This window comes from Methylobacterium sp. M6A4_1b, assembly GCF_053345175.1.
Genome location: NZ_JBKEZQ010000018.1, coordinates 16,899 through 33,600 on the forward strand (window position 1 = coordinate 16,899; position 16,702 = coordinate 33,600).

General features: G+C 69.7%; 16 protein-coding genes. 1 reads left to right on the forward strand and 15 read right to left on the reverse strand.

Annotated elements, in window-relative coordinates:
• Positions 1–145: 145 nt before the first annotated feature.
• The 13 genes from bcsS to ACLBWX_RS16705 all read right to left on the reverse strand — a co-directional run bounded on the left by bcsS (position 146) and on the right by ACLBWX_RS16705 (position 13,716).
• A complete protein-coding gene (bcsS, locus tag ACLBWX_RS16645) occupies positions 146–895 on the reverse strand; it encodes a cellulose biosynthesis protein BcsS (protein ID WP_447678125.1) in 750 nt (249 codons plus the stop codon).
• Positions 896–1,615: 720 nt separating this feature from the next.
• A complete protein-coding gene (locus ACLBWX_RS16650) occupies positions 1,616–4,117 on the reverse strand; it encodes a response regulator (protein WP_447678126.1) in 2,502 nt (833 codons plus the stop codon).
• Positions 4,118–4,367: 250 nt separating this feature from the next.
• Entirely contained in the window at positions 4,368–5,204 is an 837-nt protein-coding gene (locus ACLBWX_RS16655; RefSeq protein WP_447678127.1) for an alpha/beta fold hydrolase, read from the reverse strand.
• 710 nt (positions 5,205–5,914) lie between these two features.
• Positions 5,915–6,331: a hypothetical protein gene (locus tag ACLBWX_RS16660; RefSeq protein ID WP_447678128.1), complete on the reverse strand. Its 417-nt coding sequence runs from the start codon at positions 6,329–6,331 to the stop codon at positions 5,915–5,917.
• A 468-nt stretch (positions 6,332–6,799) separates the two neighbouring features.
• Positions 6,800–7,288: a YidB family protein gene (locus ACLBWX_RS16665; RefSeq protein ID WP_447678129.1), complete on the reverse strand. Its 489-nt coding sequence runs from the start codon at positions 7,286–7,288 to the stop codon at positions 6,800–6,802.
• A gap of 62 nt (positions 7,289–7,350) precedes the next feature.
• Complete coding sequence (locus ACLBWX_RS16670; protein ID WP_447678130.1) at positions 7,351–8,760, reverse strand: TAXI family TRAP transporter solute-binding subunit; 1,410 nt, start codon at positions 8,758–8,760, stop codon at positions 7,351–7,353.
• 53 nt (positions 8,761–8,813) lie between these two features.
• On the reverse strand, positions 8,814–8,981 hold the full coding sequence (locus tag ACLBWX_RS16675; RefSeq protein ID WP_447678131.1) for a hypothetical protein: 168 nt from the start codon (positions 8,979–8,981) through the stop codon (positions 8,814–8,816).
• A gap of 478 nt (positions 8,982–9,459) precedes the next feature.
• Positions 9,460–9,876 carry a CsbD family protein gene (locus ACLBWX_RS16680; RefSeq protein ID WP_447678132.1) on the reverse strand — a complete coding sequence of 139 codons (417 nt, stop codon included), beginning with the start codon at positions 9,874–9,876 and terminating at the stop codon, positions 9,460–9,462.
• Between the two features lie 64 nt (positions 9,877–9,940).
• Entirely contained in the window at positions 9,941–10,144 is a 204-nt protein-coding gene (locus ACLBWX_RS16685) for a CsbD family protein (RefSeq protein WP_447678133.1), read from the reverse strand.
• Between the two features lie 59 nt (positions 10,145–10,203).
• Positions 10,204–11,124: a PhnA-like protein gene (locus ACLBWX_RS16690; RefSeq protein WP_447678134.1), complete on the reverse strand. Its 921-nt coding sequence runs from the start codon at positions 11,122–11,124 to the stop codon at positions 10,204–10,206.
• Between the two features lie 132 nt (positions 11,125–11,256).
• The gene (locus tag ACLBWX_RS16695; protein WP_447678135.1) at positions 11,257–11,760 is read right to left on the reverse strand and encodes a CsbD family protein; all 504 of its coding nucleotides are present in this window, start codon (positions 11,758–11,760) and stop codon (positions 11,257–11,259) included.
• Positions 11,761–11,886: 126 nt separating this feature from the next.
• Positions 11,887–12,099: a CsbD family protein gene (locus ACLBWX_RS16700; protein ID WP_447678136.1), complete on the reverse strand. Its 213-nt coding sequence runs from the start codon at positions 12,097–12,099 to the stop codon at positions 11,887–11,889.
• Between the two features lie 159 nt (positions 12,100–12,258).
• Complete coding sequence (locus tag ACLBWX_RS16705; RefSeq protein WP_447678137.1) at positions 12,259–13,716, reverse strand: helix-turn-helix transcriptional regulator; 1,458 nt, start codon at positions 13,714–13,716, stop codon at positions 12,259–12,261.
• A gap of 226 nt (positions 13,717–13,942) precedes the next feature.
• On the opposite strand from ACLBWX_RS16705, the gene ACLBWX_RS16710 reads away from it, so the two are divergent.
• On the forward strand, positions 13,943–14,599 hold the full coding sequence (locus ACLBWX_RS16710) for a sigma-70 family RNA polymerase sigma factor (RefSeq protein ID WP_447678138.1): 657 nt from the start codon (positions 13,943–13,945) through the stop codon (positions 14,597–14,599).
• A 704-nt stretch (positions 14,600–15,303) separates the two neighbouring features.
• Here ACLBWX_RS16710 and ACLBWX_RS16715 read toward each other — a convergent pair.
• Positions 15,304–15,810, reverse strand: coding sequence for an ureidoglycolate lyase (locus ACLBWX_RS16715; protein ID WP_447678139.1), 507 nt, complete (start codon positions 15,808–15,810; stop codon positions 15,304–15,306).
• Positions 15,807–16,646, reverse strand: a complete 840-nt coding sequence (locus ACLBWX_RS16720) for a bifunctional allantoicase/(S)-ureidoglycine aminohydrolase (RefSeq protein ID WP_447678140.1) — start codon at positions 16,644–16,646, stop codon at positions 15,807–15,809. Before ACLBWX_RS16720 ends, ACLBWX_RS16715 begins: the two co-directional genes overlap by 4 nt.
• Positions 16,647–16,702 lie beyond the last annotated feature (56 nt).

Below are 16,702 nucleotides of genomic sequence, written 5' to 3' on the forward strand. Positions count from 1 at the left end.
TTTGCCTGCCAAGAGAATCCGGGCCACGCGTCGCGGGAATTGCGCATTTCAGGGATTGAACGCGCTCAACTGTTGTAAGATGGCACATATGAAAAAATTGAATTGGCGCGCGACGAAACGTTCCTAACGAGATCTGAAGATCTGGTTAGAATGCGGTTCTCGCTTCGACGGTCGAATAGTATCCGCTGCCCTGGATGCGATCCTTCACGTAGCCGACGCCGACGGCCATCTTGATCGGACCAAAGGAAAAGCCTGTCAGGTGCCCGCCGATGCGGTACTGATTGAAGAAGTTGTCGCCGAGGAACATTGCCTCGGGACCGACATAGACCCCATCGGCGACCATGTAGCCGACCCGGAAGCGTGAATAGTAGGCATTGAACTGGGTCGAGTACGAGCCGTAGGCCGAGACCATCGTGTTCTCGGTCGGCCGGGCATAGAAGTTGGCCGCGAACTTGGCGCCCACGCCGGTTCCGACGACCGGATTGCCCGGGTCGAGGATCGACAACTGGTTGCTGCGCACGTTGAACCCGACAAAACCCGCCAGGGCGGCGTCGCGCCAGATCCACTCGTAGCCACCCGACAGGGCCCCTTCCTGCTGGTAGCCCGTCACCCGCTGCCCCACTTTCTGACCGGGATAGCTGTAGGTGCCGGCCACGCCCTCGACGCGCAGGCGGGGACCGCTCTCGAGGAGCGTGCCCTCCGTGGCGATCGTCCCGGTGACGGAGCCGAAGGCGGAACTGTTGGAGGTCACGGCGACCGAAGCGTCGACCGCCACCGTCCAGTTCTCGTCCAGGATCACCGGTTCCGCACCGGTGTACCAGTCCGCAGCGATCGCGGTGTGCGACAGGACCATAGCCAGGGGCAGGGTCGAGGTGAGAAGGGCGATGCGCGACATCGATGCGGATGATCCGTTCCGGTGAGGCATTCGCGCGCGATGGCATGAAGATCGACGCGTCCGCTCGCGGCAATTCATCGGCCTTCGGGGTTAATCAATTCTTAACGCGCCCGCGAAAGCTGGATGTCCCAAGTCGACAGGCCCAACCATGTGCCCCTAGGCAACACATGTTGTTCGTGCCGAAGACGCATAATCTCTGTCTTGCTGATTATCGTGACAATATAATAAGCAATCGCGCAAATATGTGGCTGCTCGATTCAGTCGCTGCAAGGCTAATTTTGCAGCATCGCGATACGCGGGAGGCGCGGTTTGTCGGACTTATACAACTGGGGCGCGTGACCTGAAGGTCCGCGATGGGTCCGCTTGGCCGAAACCTTGCCGATACGGGTTTGCTGGTCCCTGAAACCGCCTCTCGAAGCGTCGCAGTCGCGACCGAGGCGCGTCCTGATTTTTTCGCGCGGATGGCCCTGTGGATTGTTCCGGCGCGGAGGCCACCGAGCCGCCGGGGCGGTCCGGATTCGCTTCGCGCGGGCCGAAGGGCCGATCGAGCCGTGCGGATTCGGTTCGCCGGGTGATCGCGCGATCGTCCCGCCAACCCCGTCCCGTCAACCCGCTGCACTCCGCTGGATCCCGCGCAGTGCGCAGCGTGCCCCTGCGCAGGAGGTCTCGGATCGAGCCGGGTTCCGATCGGAATCCGGGGGAGCCCTGCCCAGGGCGGCCTCAGGCCGCCTTCGCCGCGGGGTCGTGGGCTGCACGACGCATCACGGCGGCGAGGTCGCCGTACCGGAACGGCTTGTCGATCTGGAGGAAGGCCCGGGCGCTCTCCGGCAGGTGTCCCTGTGGCCCGGCGAGGACAATGCGGATGCCGGGATGGTGGCGGACCACCGTGGCGGCGAGTTGGAGCCCGCTCATCACCGGCATGCGCTGGTCGGCGATCATGACGTCGAACCCTTCCGGCGCATCGAGGAGCGCCAGGGCGTGCTCGGCCGAGCCCGCCTGGGTGACGTGGTGACCGAGGTCCGAGAGGGCCTCGGCGAAGCTCTCGCGGACCAGGGTGTCGCTGTCGACGAGCAGGACGTGCAGGCGCGGCTGGACCGTGGCCGCCTCCTCGTGCCCGGTCTCGCCCGGCGCCTCTCCGGCGGGGATCCAGAGCTCGGCCAGGAAGGCGGATTCGCCGCGGCCGTCCGCAACGAGGCGGAACCCGCCGCCGATCCCGCTGAGGAGGTTCGCCACGGCGGCCGTGGAGCGCTCCTCGCCGGGCGGGGTCGCCAGGGGGGTGACCCGCCCGGGCGTGCCGCTGGCCAGCACGAGGCGCACGTAGCGACCCGGCCGCAGGGCGATCCCGTCCTCCTCCGACAGCACCCGCTCGTCGGCGCCGATCGCGAAGCCTTCGGAGCCGAGATCGCGGACATGGAAGGCGAGGTTCAGCAGCACGGCTTCCAGCATGCCCTCGCTGCACAGGGCGCGGGCGAGCCCGGGGCGGACCCGGATCTTGATGGCGGCCTGGTTCAGCACGTTGGCGCTGAGGAACGGCGCGAACGCCGTCAGGGCGGTCCCGATCTCCGTCTCCTGCAGGGCGGAATCGTCCCGGCGTACGAACCGGACGAGGCGGCGGGTCAGACTCGAGCCGCGCTGCGAACCGGCGAGGGCCGCCTCGACCAGGCGCACCTGCTCCGGGTTGAGGCCACGGCGGCGCTTGAGCGTTCCGAGGTTGCCGCTGATGACGGTGAGCAGGTTGTTGAAGTCGTCGACGATCCCGTCGATGACTTGGCGCAGCATGTTCTCGCCACGCCGCTCCGGTGTCTTGACCCCGGCATCGGCCGTCTCGGTGCCGTCCTGCGCCCCTGTGGCCAATCCCGCTGGAACCTCGCGGCTGAGGGCGTGGAGGCGGGCCGCGCCCGGCGCGGAGACCTCCGCACTGCCGCGGATGAAGCGGACGAGGAGGCGACGCGCTTCCTGGCCGTCCGTCGATTCCGCCCGGCGCAGGACCACGTCGTGCGGGCCCTCGCCGTCCAGGGCGGCCTGCATGGTGAACCGCATCAGGTCGCGATCCTGCGGCTTGATGCCGTCCGTGAGGTCGGTCAGCGCGACGGCACGGTCGGTGGCGGCGACGCCGGGGGGGGCGGAATCCACCCAGGTCACGTTGCCCGCCTCGGTGTCGATCTCCCAGTAGGTCCAGCCCGACATCGCCTCGAAGGTGCGCAGGCGCTCGCGCACCCGGGCGAGCGCAGTCCGCGCCTCGGCAAGGGCGCGGCCGCGGCTGCGCTCGCGGGCGGCGAGACGCTCGGCGCCCGCGCGGAACTCCGCGATGCGTGACGGCACGTTCTCCTCGCCGTCCGAATCCATGATCTTGGCCAGCCGGTGCGTCAGACGTCCGGTGAGGGCGTAGGCGAGGGCGGCCGCGAGCAGGGCGGTGGCGAGCCAGAGCGCGCACAGGCGCGGATCCGGCAGGCCGATCCCGGTGGTGCGCGGCTCGGACGTACGGGCGACCGCGAGCCAGCCGGAGGGGCCGAGGTCGCCGTAGCCGGTACTCGGCGTGGCGTGCTCGACGTTGCGGGCGCCGCCGCCGGCCTGCGGTCCGCCGTTGCCGGCGAGCGCTCGGCCGTCGGGCGCCAGTACGGTGAGGGCCAGGGCGGAATCCGCGGCCGGTCGGGCGCGCAGGATTCCGCTGCGGAGATCGCCGAGCCAGGTGTCGGCCAGGCGGGCGACGAGGTACTCGGCGTTGCGGGAACCCGACCCGACGACGGGAATCGAGACCTCGAAGGGGACGGGATCGCGCGGTGTCGCGGAGGCCGTGACGACGGTGGAGGCCGCGTTGCGCGCGTTGGCGAACCAGGGCTGTCCCGAGACGTCGCGGCCGATCATGTCCTCGCGTCCGGCGGCCCGGATGCGGCCGTTCGCACCGACGAGGAGGATGTCGGCATAGGCCGGGCGCAGATCGGCCCAGGCGCGCAGAACGGCCTGGGGATCCGCGTCCATCAGGCCGGTGCCGGTCTGGCGCAGCGCGACGGCCGCGGTGCGCAGATCCTGCGACACCTCGAAGAGGCTGCGATCCAGGGCGCCCGCGAAGGCTTCGGAGGTCCGCCGGAGCTGCGCGGTGTCCGGTCCGGACCCGCGCGGCGCACCCGTCAGGGCGAGGCTGCTCCAGACCACGACGGCGCTGAGCAGGGCGACGGTGCCGGCCTGAAAGGCCGCCACGGACTTGAGAGAAACGCGATCCATTCCCAACATGTCGCTGATCGCTCTGCTGCCTGCATATCCAGAAACACATCACAAGACGGACGGGTCTCTCGTCGTCTCTGCGGACAAGATGGTTAATTTTCCTTTAACCATCTTGTCCGGGGAAGCGCGGATACAATCGGCGGTCGTGGCTCCGGGACGGGCCTTCAGCCCTCCCGGGAGCGTGCCCCCTGCCCTCCCGCCAGGCAGCGCGATCGGGTGCCGGGAGGGACGGGACGCGCCGGCTTCGGGCTCAGCCCTTCACGAAGGCGAGGAGGTCGGCGTTCAGGACCTCCGCATTCACCGTGAGCATGCCGTGGGCGTAGCCCGGATAGGTCTTGATCGTTCCGTTCCGCAACAGCTTGATCGATTTGAGCGCCGCGTCGGCGATCGGGACGATCTGGTCGTCCTCGCCGTGCAGGACGAGCGTCGGGACGCCGATGGCCTCGAGATCCGCGGTCTGATCGGTCTCGGAGAAAGCCTTGATCCCATCGTAATGAGCCTTCGCGCTACCCATCATGCCTTGACGCCACCAGTTCTGGACCACCCCGGGCATCACCGTCGCCCCGTCGCGGTTGAAGCCGTAGAAGGGGCCACTCGCGACATCGAGGAAGAACTGAGCGCGGTTCCCGGCGGTCGCCGCGCGGAATTCGTCGAAGACGTCGAGCGGCAGCCCTTCCGGATTGGCGTCGGTCTTCAGCATCAGGGGCGGCACCGCCGAGACCAGCACCGCCTTGGCGACGCGTCCGGCCGGCTCGCCGTGCCGCGCGACGTAGCGGGCGACCTCGCCGCCACCGGTGGAATGACCGATATGCACGGCGTTGCGCAGATCCAGAGCCTCGACCACCGCGAAGGCGTCGGCGGCGTAATGGTCCATGTCGTGGCCGCTGCCGATCTGGGCGGAGCGGCCGTGTCCGCGCCGGTCATGGGCGACGACGCGGTAGCCGTGCTGCAGGAAGAAAAGCATCTGCGCGTCCCAGTCATCGGACGAGAGCGGCCAGCCGTGGTGGAACATGATCGGCTGAGCATCCGTGGGACCCCAATCCTTGAAGTAGATCTCGACGCCGTCCTTCGTGGTGACATAGGTCATAGTGATAGCCCCGATCTGAAAGGGAGGGCGATCTTAGCAGTGGCGGGCGGATCAAATCCACGCGTATCAGGAATGGGAGCGCGCGAATCCGGGACGACTGCTTGCATACCTGTCGGTGCGCCAAGCATGAGATCCGCGCGGATGCCACCGGCACCATTGGGCGCTGCCGCATCCGTAGGGACGACGGCGGCGTTCCCCCCGAACTCAGTGAAGGCGCGCGCGGGCCTGCTCCCCCCCCCGGAAGGGCTGCCGGCGATCACCCCGGCCAACGCGCCGGGACGCTCCTCCTGCCCATCGCGATCGAGGATCGTGGAAGCGCCGAGCCCGACGGCGGCGAGACCAGGATATCGTGGTCACACCTCGTGGTCACACCGCTGCATCGTTCGTTGGCGTGGCGAAGGACATCTGCGGTCAGAGGTCGATCTGGGTCGCGATGCGACGGAACCTGGGTGCGAGGCCAAAACAGGCGCCCGCCCGGAGTACCGGGAGGTCGACGATGCCGGCAGGAATCCGAAGTTTGGAAAAATATCAGATGCCGAGGTCTGTGCTTTGCGGACCTTCAAGGCATTCGGACAACAGAAAAAGATTTCTTGATGCGTATGTACCGCGATCGAGAGGCGCGGTGGGCGATGCGCCCGGGTTCCCTCCCGAGCGCATCGTCGTGTCAGCCCGTCACGCACCGGCCGGAGACCGGTGCGAACGGAGCCGGATCAATAGCCGTATCCGTAGGCCGGGTAGCCGTAGCCGCCACCGTAGCCATAGGCGGGCGCGTACCCATAAGCGGGTGCGTAGCCGTAGCCGCCGCCGTAGTAGCCGACCGGCCGTCCGTACCCGTAGCCGCCGTAGCTGTTGGCGACGATGGCACCGGCCGCGAGGCCCGCGATGCCAAGGCCGATGGCCGCGCCGGGACCAATGCCGCGACGATAGCCGTAGCCGCGGCCGTAACCGCCATAGCCACGGTAGCCGCCATAGCCGCCCCGGAAGCCGACGCCGCGATAGCCGCCACCGTGACCGTAACCGCCGTGGCCGTAGCCGCCACCGTAGCCCCAGCCGCGTGCTTCGGCGGGCGCCGACGCCAGCAGGCCGAGCCCAAGCAGGGCGGTCGATGCAAGTGCGAGCTTGCGCATGCGATCTCTCCTATCGTGTGGGATGTAGCCTCATAACAGCCTCGCGCTCCGCGTGTTCCGAGCCAGGCCGTGGTTCAACACGTCACAGGGTCGGTCGCTGTTCCAAGCGCGGCAGGCATCGCCACCCATAACGGGTGCAGATCCTTCACTTTCACGATGGCCTGCGATCGATCGCGGGCGGTTCAGGGATCGAACGGGGGCCGGCGCTCCGAAGCACCGCCCTGCTCCGATGTCCCGGGCGGCTTCAGGAACTCGCCAACATGCTCGTAGATTGAAACACCACGAAGACCAGCGTGACGAGGGCCGCCGCCGCCAGGTACGTGATCGATTTCATGAACTTGGACATAGTTTCGAAGGCTCCATCTGGATATTCTCGTGGACGCGCGGCGGCTGATCGCCAGCGGAGGTTCCGCTGCGCGCGGCCGAGGTTCGAGAACCGGAGCCCCGCGCAGCGTCACGCTGATCGGCTCAGGTCGGCAGTCGGCCGTCGGGCGAGTAGCGGTCGATGGCCGACGGCAGCTCGCGCGACAGCCGGGAGAGGAGCGCGCTGCGGCTCAGGCCGGTCTGCTGCGTGAGGTGGTCGAGGGTGTCCGACCCGATCGCGCGCTCGAGATCCGTTTCGGGGAGGTCGCGATTGGGTCCGTGGTTGACCCAGGACGTCGCCGCCTCGCCGTGGCCGCCCTTGGTGAAGTGGTCGACGAGTTCGCTCAGACCGCTGGCGATCAGACCGCCGACGCCCGCCGTCCCGACGCCGCCGAGGAGGCCGGCCAGGTTGCCGAGGCCGCCACCGCTGGCGGACGTGCCGGTCGCCGATGCGTTCGCGATCGACGGGACCGTGCCGTGCGCCGGGGTCGTCTCGTGGCCCTTCAGCAGCTCGGCGAGCTTGTCGCGGTTCTGGTAGCCGGCCACGGCCAGCAGGCCCAGAAGCGCGGTCATCGAGGGGTAGCCTTTGCTCATCGTCCGTCTCCGTTCGTCGTGGTGGAAGGCATCCGGGCAGACATCTGCCCGAGATCTCGTCGTCAGCCCGCCGCAGCGGTCTGCGTCGATGTCGTGCGCCCGGCCAAGTCGCTCGATTCGGTGGCGTATTGGCTGGCGGCGATGGTTCGTTTGACTGTCGAGCGGGCCGCATCGATGGCGATGGCCGCCGCCGACATGGTGCGGGCCTCGGTCGGGCGTTCGAGGGCGTGCTTGGCGATGTCGCCGGCGAGGTCGTCGATCTCGCGGGCGAGCTGCTCCAGGCGCGGTGCGTCGGCGCTGTCCTGGGCCTCCTGCCGGATCTCCAGCAAGCGGTCGGTGGCCTCTTCGATGCGCTCGCGGCGCAGGCGCGACAGGCGCTGCCCGACCCAGGCGAGCGCCGAACCGATGCCGCCGCCGAGGAAGGCGACGAGATAGATCCAGGTCTCGTAGCGCTCGACGAAACCCTGCTGCTCGCGCTCGAAGAAGTCCACGGCGCCGGGATGGATGGGCAGCCGCGCGCTCGTGGCGCCCGCCGTGCTGTCGTAGCTCGGCGCCTGCACGTAGTCCGCGGCCGGGGTCACGTTGGCCATCCCGCTGCGCATCTCGAACAGGTGCTGTGTCACGTCGGCGGCGACCGAACGGGAGAGGCTGGTGCGGGCCATCAGGCGATAGGAGGCTCCCACGGTGTGGACATCCTCGGCCGGCACCTTGGGACTGCCGCCGAAGGTCTCGGCCGGCATGGTCACGGCCTGGAGGCGCGGCAGGCGCGCGATGATGGCGTCGACGTTCTCCACGTCGACGAAGGCGACCTTCCCAGTCCGGTTGACCGCCTGGACGATGCCGACGATGCGCTGGGCCGTGGGCGAGGTCGGTGCGATCACCGAGACCACCGCGTCGATCCGCTTGCGGGCGAAGGCGCCGGCGAGATCCGCCTCCGTCATCTCCACCAGTGCCACGTGGCGTGGTGGTATCGGACCGTCGGGCTCCTTGTCGAGGAGGGTGAGACCGTAATGCTCCACCATGGCCTTGATCAGGGCCTGGTCGGCGTCGCGGTGGGCCAGGATGGCGAGGCGCTTGCGGTCGAGCTGCGGGAAACGGGTCAGCCCGGAGCCCTCCGGCGAGGCGATGATCATCGCCTGGTCACGCAGGATCGCCAGGGTCAGGCCATTGTCGGGCAGGTCGACGTCCGGGCGCACCACGGCGAGGTCGGCCCGTCCCTCCTGCAGGGCGGCGGCGCTGTCGCGCACGTCGTCCAGGGCCAGGACCTTGAGCCGGATCTCCTTGTGGCGCTTGGCGAGTGCGTCGGCATAGGCCTGGATCAGGGCCGGCTCGGTCCCGTCCCGGGGCGCCACAGCGATCGTCAGCACCGTGGCGCGGGAGACCCAGTAGGCTGCCCCCGCGGCGAGGCCAAGGAGGACGGTGAGCAACAGGAACGCGAGTTCCGGACGCAGAAGGAACTTGGCGAACTTCATCGATGGTCGCTCCCTCCCTCCCGCCGCATTCCGCGAACCGGTCATGCTATCCGCTACGGGCAGGGATGCCACGCGCCGTCGGTGCCGATGAGGCAAGTCCCGCTGGTCGCGTCGCAGGAGCGGAAACGCCGGGCGCAGGCGGCCAGGTCCGGGATGCCGCGCAGGGCGGCCTGGGCCTGCGAGTGCGCGAGGGCGCTGCCCATGATCGCACCGGCGGCCACGCGGGCTCCGACTGCCGCGCCGGCCCGCGGGCCGCGCCGACATCCGCAGCCGGGACGATAGCCACGTCCCCCGCGCCGGCCGTGGCGATGGCCGGACCGGCGATCCCGCACGTAGTCCGTGGGCACCGCGCCCCGCATGAGGGCGGCGACGGCGCCTTGCCTGTTCGGGGCAGCCGTGGCTGGCGGGCTCAGCGGCGATGCGGCCGGGTCGGCTGCGTAGACGAGGGGCAGCTTCACTGGGGAGCCTCGTTCTGGGGGCGAGCCCGGGGTCGTCCCCCGGGACTCGGTCAAGTTCAACCGCGCAAGCTCAACCGCGCAAGTTCAACCGCGCAAGCTCAACCGCGCAAGTTCAACCCCGTCGGCGCGGCGGTGCGGCAGCGCGGCCGCCGAAGCGGCGGCCGGCATAGGCGATGAGCTTCGGCAGCAGGAACGCTGTGAGGATCTTGCGGATCATGGTGTCTCTCCGAAATCGGACGGATCAGCGACGGGGCCGGGCGAGCCAGCCGACCGCGAAGGCCACGGCCGCCAGGCCGAGCAGGGCCGAAGCACGGTTGTCGTCGGCGTAGCGTGCCGCCCGGCGGCCATAGGCAGTGCCGCGCGTGCGGGCGTGGCGAGCCAGGCCGCGCCCCTCCTCGATCAGGTGCCCGGCCCGGTCGCGGCCTTCCTCGATCAGGTGACCTGCGCGGTCCCGAGCTTCGTAGGCGAGGTCGCGCCCGTCCTCGGCCAGGTCCTCCGCGCGGTCCCGGGCCCGGCCGTAGGCGTATTGTGCGCCGCCGGCTACCTGGTTGACGGCTCCGCGGACCTGACGGGCGGGATCGCCGGTGACGCCGCCGAGGGCGGTCTGAGCCCGGCCCTTGAGGTGGCGCGTGGCGCCACGGAACTCGTCGCGATTCATGAGATGTCTCCTGGATTGGCGTGGAGTTGGTGGGTGCGGTCCGGTTGGACCGGCACCCGTGGCGTCAGCGCTTGCCGGTCAGCTTGTCGACCAGCGAGGAGGCGCCCTCCTTGGCCTCGCCGATGCTGCGCTGGGCCTCGCCCTTCAGTTCCTGCGCCTTGCCCGCGACCACGAGGCGGTCGCTGCCCGTAACCTTGCCGGCGGCCTGCTTGACGTTGCCGGCCGCCTCGTTGGCGAGACCCTTCAGCTTGTCGGTGGTGCTGCTCATGAGAAGATCTCCTGCGGTTCTGAGGACCGGCCGATCGCGAAGACCGGCCGGGGCTTGGTTCAGGCGCGGCGGGCGTCGTATCCGGCCACGAGGGTTGCGGCCTTGGGGGCGCCGAGGCGGCCGCCCAGGAAGCCGGCGAGCGCGCCGAGGATCAGCGCCAGCGCGCCGTAGAAGGCGCCCTGCGTGGCCGCCGACCTCGTGGCCAGAGCGGCGGCCTCGGCCTTCTGCTTGGCGCTGGCCACGGCCGCGTCATACTGCTTGCGGTAGTCCTGGATCTGGGTCCGAGCCTGCTCGGCCGGGATGCCCTGCGCCTTGGCCAGCGCGTCGGCCGCGCGGGTCTCGGCCTCGGCCTTCCGGGCCGGGTCGCCGGTGAACAGCGCGCGGATGGCGGCCACCGCCGCGTCCTTGGCCGCCTGCGGGTCCTGGCCGGCCGCCTGCTGGCGCACCGTCTGCTCGATGCCGTCCAGCGGGTTGGTGATCTTCGACAGGGAGGGAGCTGCCGCCTGGGCGGCCGTCTGCACCGTGCCGCCCACCAGCGAGCCGGCCCCGCCGAGCGTGCTGGTCACGCCCGAAAAGGCGCCCCCGATCAGCCCGCCGGCCGCCGAGGTCAGGAGGTAGAGCACCACCAGGGTGGTGACCGCCCAGGAGACCAGCCCGTGCAGGCCGGCCGCGCCCGCGACGGGCTTGCCCGAGAGGCGCCCGGCGATGAGGCCGCCGGCGAGCGCTGCGACCACGCCCGAGGCCACGAACCAGAGGCCGGCGCCCAGCGAGAGGGTGGAGGCGGCCGGGTTGTCGGCGGCGGTGGCGCCGACGCTGGACAGGCCGACGCCCACGCCGACCATGTTGAGGATGACCTGACTCACCAGGGCGGTGACCGCACCGGCGAAGATCGCGCCCCACGACACCTGGTGGAGCAGAACCGTGCGGATTTCGGCTGAGGCGGCGGGAGTCGAGGTCGCGAGAAGGGGAGAGGTGGACACGTAGTGGTACTCCGGATCGTCGGTCGTCCGAGAAGCTCGGTCGTTCGAGAGGTCAGTCGGGGTGGAAGTCCAGGCTCCGGCCGCGCTGTGGGCGCGAGGGCGGCCGGACGCGTTTGCGCGCGGGTCCGGCGCTCAGTCGCGGCCGTGAATGAGCAGGCCGAGGCCGTAGCCGAGAAGGCCGGCCACCAGCAGGGCGGCGATCGGGTGCTCGGCGACCTGATTGCCGACCTCGCGCCCGCCCTGGCGCAGGTATCGCCCACCGTTCTCGTAGGCGTCCTCGGCGCGGTCGTAGGCCTCGTCGGCGGCGTGGCGCACGGCGCGCTCGGCCCGCTCGTAGGTGTCGCTGGCCGCGCCTTGCGCCCGGCGGGCGCGATCCTCGACCTCGCCGGACCCGGTCAGGTTGCCCACCGCGTCACGGACCTGGCCGCCGATCTCGCGCGCCGTCTCGGTGACGTGGCCGACGGCCTCGCGCACACCGTCCTTGGCCTGGCCGTAGAGAGTCTCGGCCGCCCCTTGCGCTTCGCGCGCCCGACCCTCGAGCGAGTCCCGCTTCGAGCCGGTGAGGTCGCCGACGGCGCCCTGAACCTTGCCGCCGAGCTCCTGGGCTGCGCCCGTGATCCGATTGGTATCGACCATGATCCTGTCCTTGTTCGTCGTGGTTGTGACGCGTGTGCGCCGAGGCTCGACGCGGGGGTTGCGAAGCTAGACTTGGGGAGTGACTGCGGTCGGTGACGCGGGGCGAGAGCGCGGGTGCGGACGCCCCTACGGCTTGGCCGGCCTGACCAGCTTGGCCGGCCGCGCTGTCCCGCCAACCTTCGAGGTCTCGGTCTCATCCTCGGATCTGGCGGCGGACGTGCCCTCGGCCTCGCTGCGGCCCTCGGCCTCGACCCGGCCGTCACCGGTCAGCTTGCCGATGGCTTCCTTCACCGAACCTTTGAGCGCCTGGGCGGAGGTGGGCGGCTTGGTGGCGGTCATCGTAGCCTTCTGGCGTGGCGCAGGAGCCGGACCGGACGAGTCGGGTCGTGGCGGACGAAGTTCGGGCGGCGGGATCGTCGGCCCAACGCCCGTTGCTCGAGAGATGGCCCCTGGTCGCGCTCCATCAATGATGCAGACGTACCAGTAAAATGATTTTTTCTACCCGGATGGCGCAGTCGGAAAGCCGTTGTTGCGGCCCCAAACGATCGCCTCGGAGCGCTTGTGCACGTCGAGCTTGCGATACAGCGCGGCCGCGTGGTTGCGGACCGTGTTCTTGGACAGGACGAGGCGCCGGGCGATGACCTCGTCGGAGAGTCCGGCGCAGATCAGGTCGAGGATCTGGCGTTCCCGCACCGTCATGTTGGGTGAGACCGCATCCTGGTGTCCGGCACCGGGCTGGCGCAGATGGGCCAGTTTCTCGATCAGCCCCCGGCTGAACCAGGAGGTGTCGGCCATCACCGCCTCGATGGCCTCGAACAACTCGCGCTCGCTGCGCTTGCGCTCGGTGATGTCCTGCAGGACGAGGAGCGCGAAGGACTCCGCGCCGATCTCCACCCGCTCGGCCGAGACCAGGCAGTCGAGGCTGCTGCCGTCCTCGTGGCGCAGGCAGACCTCCAAGCCCAGCACGTAGCCGGTCCGCACCAAGGCAGTCTCGAACCGATCGCACTGGGCCTGCGAGATCCACAGATCGAGATCGGCCGGCGTTCGGCCGGTCACCGTCTCGGCGGCGAAGCCGAAGACTCTCGTGAAGGCCTCGTTGACGCCGGTGATCGTCAGCCCATCGGCGCGAGCGAGCAGGGTCGGCACGGGTGTGAGCCGGAACGCCTTGGCGAAGCGCTCCTCGCTCTGGCGCAACGCCGTCTCGGCCTTCCGGCGGAGCTCCAGGTCGGCGAACGTGAAGAGCATGCAGGGCTCGTCGCCGAACTCCATCGGTTGACCCGCCACGATGACGAAGCGTGTGCCGCCGTCTGGCAGGTCGAGGCAGGCCTCCATCTGCGGGATGGTCCCGCCCTCGTTCAGCCGCGAGATCGCAAGGTCCCGGCTTCGGGCATTGGCCAGGACGTCCACCTCGTAGACGCTGCGGCCGATGACGGCGTCGCGCGTGTAGCCAGTCATCTCCAGGAAACCGAGATTCACCTTTACGAAGCGCAGATCCGCGAGCCGACAGATCACCGCCGGGGCGGGGTTGGCGTTGAAGGTGGCCTCGAAGCGCGCCTCGGCCTCGAACTGGTCCGAGACGTCCTTCAGGATGAGGGCGAGGCAACTCGGCTGGCCGTCGCGGTCGGTGGCGACCAGGCTGCGCAGGGAGTGCACGAAGTCGGCGTCGGGCCGGTCGGTGCGCGTGACCTCCACGACGACGTCGTGGAAGCGCTCCCCGGCCACCACACGCTCGATCGGGTATTGGTTGGGGGCGTGGTTGTTGCGGTAGCGCAGGGAGAAGCGAGCCCGGTAGGCATCCACCGTCCCGCCGAGCTCCTCCAAAGTCTCGGCGCCGTGCATCTCCAGCGCGGCGGCGTTGGCATAGGCGATGGTCTGGTCCGGCTCGACGAGGATCACGCCCTCGCTCAAGCCCGCCACGATCTGCCGGAGTTCATGCCTGTCGACGCCGAGTGTCACCGGGGCTCCTATGGCGCGTCGCGCCGCTTTGCAAAGTCCAGCTCGTAACAAGTGCGTGGAAGGCCGGTTCCGGGTCCGATAAGCGATTGTCTGGTATATTCGGATCATTGACGTGAATGTGATTGCCCAATCACAAGCCTTCGGATGACCTCCCCTCGTGGAGGGTCGCGCAAGTCATCGCCTATTCGAGACAGGAGGGCACTCATCCGTGCAGCCAGACCTCAAAGTGTTCAGCTCTCCTTCGGATGGCGAGGAAGCGCAGCGCCGGATTCCCGACTGGATCGGCCGTCGGCTGAACGAGATTTTTCCGTTTCCCGACGGTGTCGAGGAGCCGTCCAGGCTCGGCCAGGTTCTGGTCCGGCTCGAAACCGCCTTGTCGGCGGCGCAGGCCGACGGACAGGTGTCCGACTCGTTCCGGGCCGCCCTGATCGCTGCCGTTCCGCGCCTGCGCCGGTACGCCTTCTCCCAGTGCGGGAATGCGGCCGAGGCGGACGATCTGGTTCAGACCACCCTGATGCGCGCCTGGGAGAACCGGTCGCGGTTCGAACCGGGGACACGGCTGATCGCCTGGCTGTTCACGATCCTGCGCCATGCCTTCCTCAACCAGCGCAAGCGGCTTCGCCGCGAGGTCGAGGATGTCGACGGCGCCTTCGCCGCCACCCTGCGCCTGGAGCCCGAGCAGGAGCATCGTGTCGGCCTGATCCAGCTTCAGGCCGCCCTGAACAGCCTGACGCCGGAGCACCGCGAGACCCTGCTTCTCGTGATGGTCGACGGCCTTCTGTATGACGAGGCCGCCGCCGTCCTGGGCTGCCAGACCGGTACCGTGAAGAGCCGCGTCAGCCGTGCCCGCGAGCGTCTGGTCAAGGCCATGGGTACCGCGTGAGCCCGCCGGACGTGGCTTCGCCGCCCTTCGATCCAGCCCCCATTGGCGCATGGGTCGGCGCGGCCATCGACGGGTGCCTGCGCCAGCGCGCACCCGACCAGCGCGAAGCCTTCCGGAGGGCCGTCGCCCTCGGCTACGGCGGGATCTCGACGCGTCCATCCGCATCGCCCCCCGCGAGGTCCCCTGCCCCCGACGGCGTGCCGCCCGTCGCCGGTCAGCCCTGAAGACCGCGCGCGAAGCCCGGCGTGCCGCCACGGCGCGACGGGTCCCAGACCACGCACGGGGCCCGGGCCGCGGATGTCTGTCCCGACAGGGGACCGCTGTCTTTGTCCGCGCTCGCAGCGCGCTGGGCTATGGGTATGGCTGAGAGGGCGGCACGATTCCGTGTGCCGATGCCGAAGTAATCCGCCACGCGAAGTTTCCCAAACCGGGGATCGGCTTCCTCGGCGTCGGCTTCGCCTTCGGACTCACGGTCCTGACGATGGCCTGCACGGTCGGGCACATCTCCAGCGGCCAGTTCTAACTCTGCCGTGATCGTCCTGAAGCCGGGGCGCCCGTCCTCAACCAAGCGCCCTTCCCCGCCTCGGAGACGGTGTCGGACCGACCGGCCGTGTTCCGAAACCTCTCATGGCCCTCCTCGCCGAGGTCGGATGGGTCTCGGCCTGGCAGGCCTTACGCCCCGGAGAAGCCGAGCGTCCGGTCCATCAGACCGTATCCGGGCCGTGGATCGTCCACGGCTCGTCGAACACGTATTCCTCCAGATTCGCACCGAGGCCGCCGCGGTCGACGACGAGGAAGTTCTGGGGGGCGCCGAAGGGGGTGAGCACCCCGTGCCACGTGCCGACGGCGTAGCACACGCCCTGGTCCGGCGCGGTGACGAAGGCGTGCGGCCGGCCGGGGCGGCCGCCCTCGTCGGGGCAGACCACCACGAGGAACGGCGCGGCATTCAGGGGCAGGAAGGCCTGCGCGCCGAGCGGATGACGCTCGACGAGGCTCACCGCGAGAGGCAGGCCGTAGGGTTCGGCCTCGACGTAGCCGATGACCACATGCCCGTCCTCGCCCGCCACCCGCACCTGCGCGAGGTCGTGGAAGCGGCGGGCCTTGCCGCCGTTCATCGGGCGCGGCGCAACGGCCGCCTTGTCGATCACGGTGCCGAACGGAGCGAAAGCCTCGGCCGTCAGCGGCGCGGCGGCGATCCGGCGGCCGCTCATCGGGCTGCCCGGAAGGGCGCGAGCGGGGCGTGCCGGTTGACGTCCTTGTAGAGGAGGTAGCGGAAGGGGCCGGGGCCGCCGGCGTAGCAGGCCTGGGGGCAGTAGGCGCGCAGCCACATGAAGTCGCCCGCCTCCACCTCGACCCAGTCGCGGTTGAGCCGATAGACCGCCTTGCCTTCCAGTACGAACAGGCCGTGCTCCATGACGTGGGTCTCTTCGAACGGGATCGAGGCACCGGGGCGCATCGCCACGATGTTGACGTGCATGTCGTGGCGCACATCGTCGGGGGCGACGAAGCGGGTCGTGGCCCAGGCGCCGTCGGTGCCGGGCATCGGCGCCGGGGTGATCTCCGATTCATGGGTGACGAAGGCCGGCGGCACCTCGATGCCGGGCACCCGCGCATAGGCCTTGCGGATCCAGTGGAGGCGGGTCGGCCCCGCCCCGTCGTTGCGCAGGCTCCAGGTGGCCCCGGGCGGCAGGTAGGCGTAGCTGCCGGGGGTCAGGTCGTGCGCCCGGCCGTCGAGGCGGAGGCGGGCTCGGCCCTCGACCACGAACAGCACGCCTTCGGCTTCCGCGTCGGGCTCGGGCCGTTCGCTGCCGCCGCCGGGGGCGAGCGCCACGAGATACTGCGCGAAGGTCTCGGAGAAGCCCGAGAGCGGGCGGGCCAGCATCCAGGCCTGGGTGCCCTCCCAGAACGGCAGCACGGAGGTGACGATGTCGCTCATCACGCCCTTCGGGATGACGGCGTAGGCCTCGGTGAACACGGCCCGGCCGGTCATCAGCGCGGTCTGGGGCGGCAGGCCGCCGCAGGGCGGGTTGTAGGGCGATGTGGTCATCCGCGGGCTCCGGTGTCGGGCCGATGTGGCGAACTTCGCCGCGGCGCGTCAAGGCG

Bases quoted from the DNA above. Each gene is read 5' to 3' on its own strand.
- ACLBWX_RS16695 (WP_447678135.1), bottom strand. From the start codon at position 11,760: ATGGTCGATACCAATCGGATCACGGGCGCAGCCCAGGAGCTCGGCGGC.
- ACLBWX_RS16650 (WP_447678126.1), bottom strand. From the start codon at position 4,117: ATGGATCGCGTTTCTCTCAAGTCCGTGGCGGCCTTTCAGGCCGGCACC.
- ACLBWX_RS16715 (WP_447678139.1), bottom strand. From the start codon at position 15,810: ATGAGCGGCCGCCGGATCGCCGCCGCGCCGCTGACGGCCGAGGCTTTC.
- ACLBWX_RS16660 (WP_447678128.1), bottom strand. From the start codon at position 6,331: ATGCGCAAGCTCGCACTTGCATCGACCGCCCTGCTTGGGCTCGGCCTG.
- ACLBWX_RS16655 (WP_447678127.1), bottom strand. From the start codon at position 5,204: ATGACCTATGTCACCACGAAGGACGGCGTCGAGATCTACTTCAAGGAT.
- ACLBWX_RS16665 (WP_447678129.1), bottom strand. From the start codon at position 7,288: ATGAGCAAAGGCTACCCCTCGATGACCGCGCTTCTGGGCCTGCTGGCC.
- ACLBWX_RS16720 (WP_447678140.1), bottom strand. From the start codon at position 16,646: ATGACCACATCGCCCTACAACCCGCCCTGCGGCGGCCTGCCGCCCCAG.
- ACLBWX_RS16700 (WP_447678136.1), bottom strand. From the start codon at position 12,099: ATGACCGCCACCAAGCCGCCCACCTCCGCCCAGGCGCTCAAAGGTTCG.
- ACLBWX_RS16685 (WP_447678133.1), bottom strand. From the start codon at position 10,144: ATGAGCAGCACCACCGACAAGCTGAAGGGTCTCGCCAACGAGGCGGCC.
- ACLBWX_RS16680 (WP_447678132.1), bottom strand. From the start codon at position 9,876: ATGAATCGCGACGAGTTCCGTGGCGCCACGCGCCACCTCAAGGGCCGG.
- bcsS (WP_447678125.1), bottom strand. From the start codon at position 895: ATGTCGCGCATCGCCCTTCTCACCTCGACCCTGCCCCTGGCTATGGTC.
- ACLBWX_RS16670 (WP_447678130.1), bottom strand. From the start codon at position 8,760: ATGAAGTTCGCCAAGTTCCTTCTGCGTCCGGAACTCGCGTTCCTGTTG.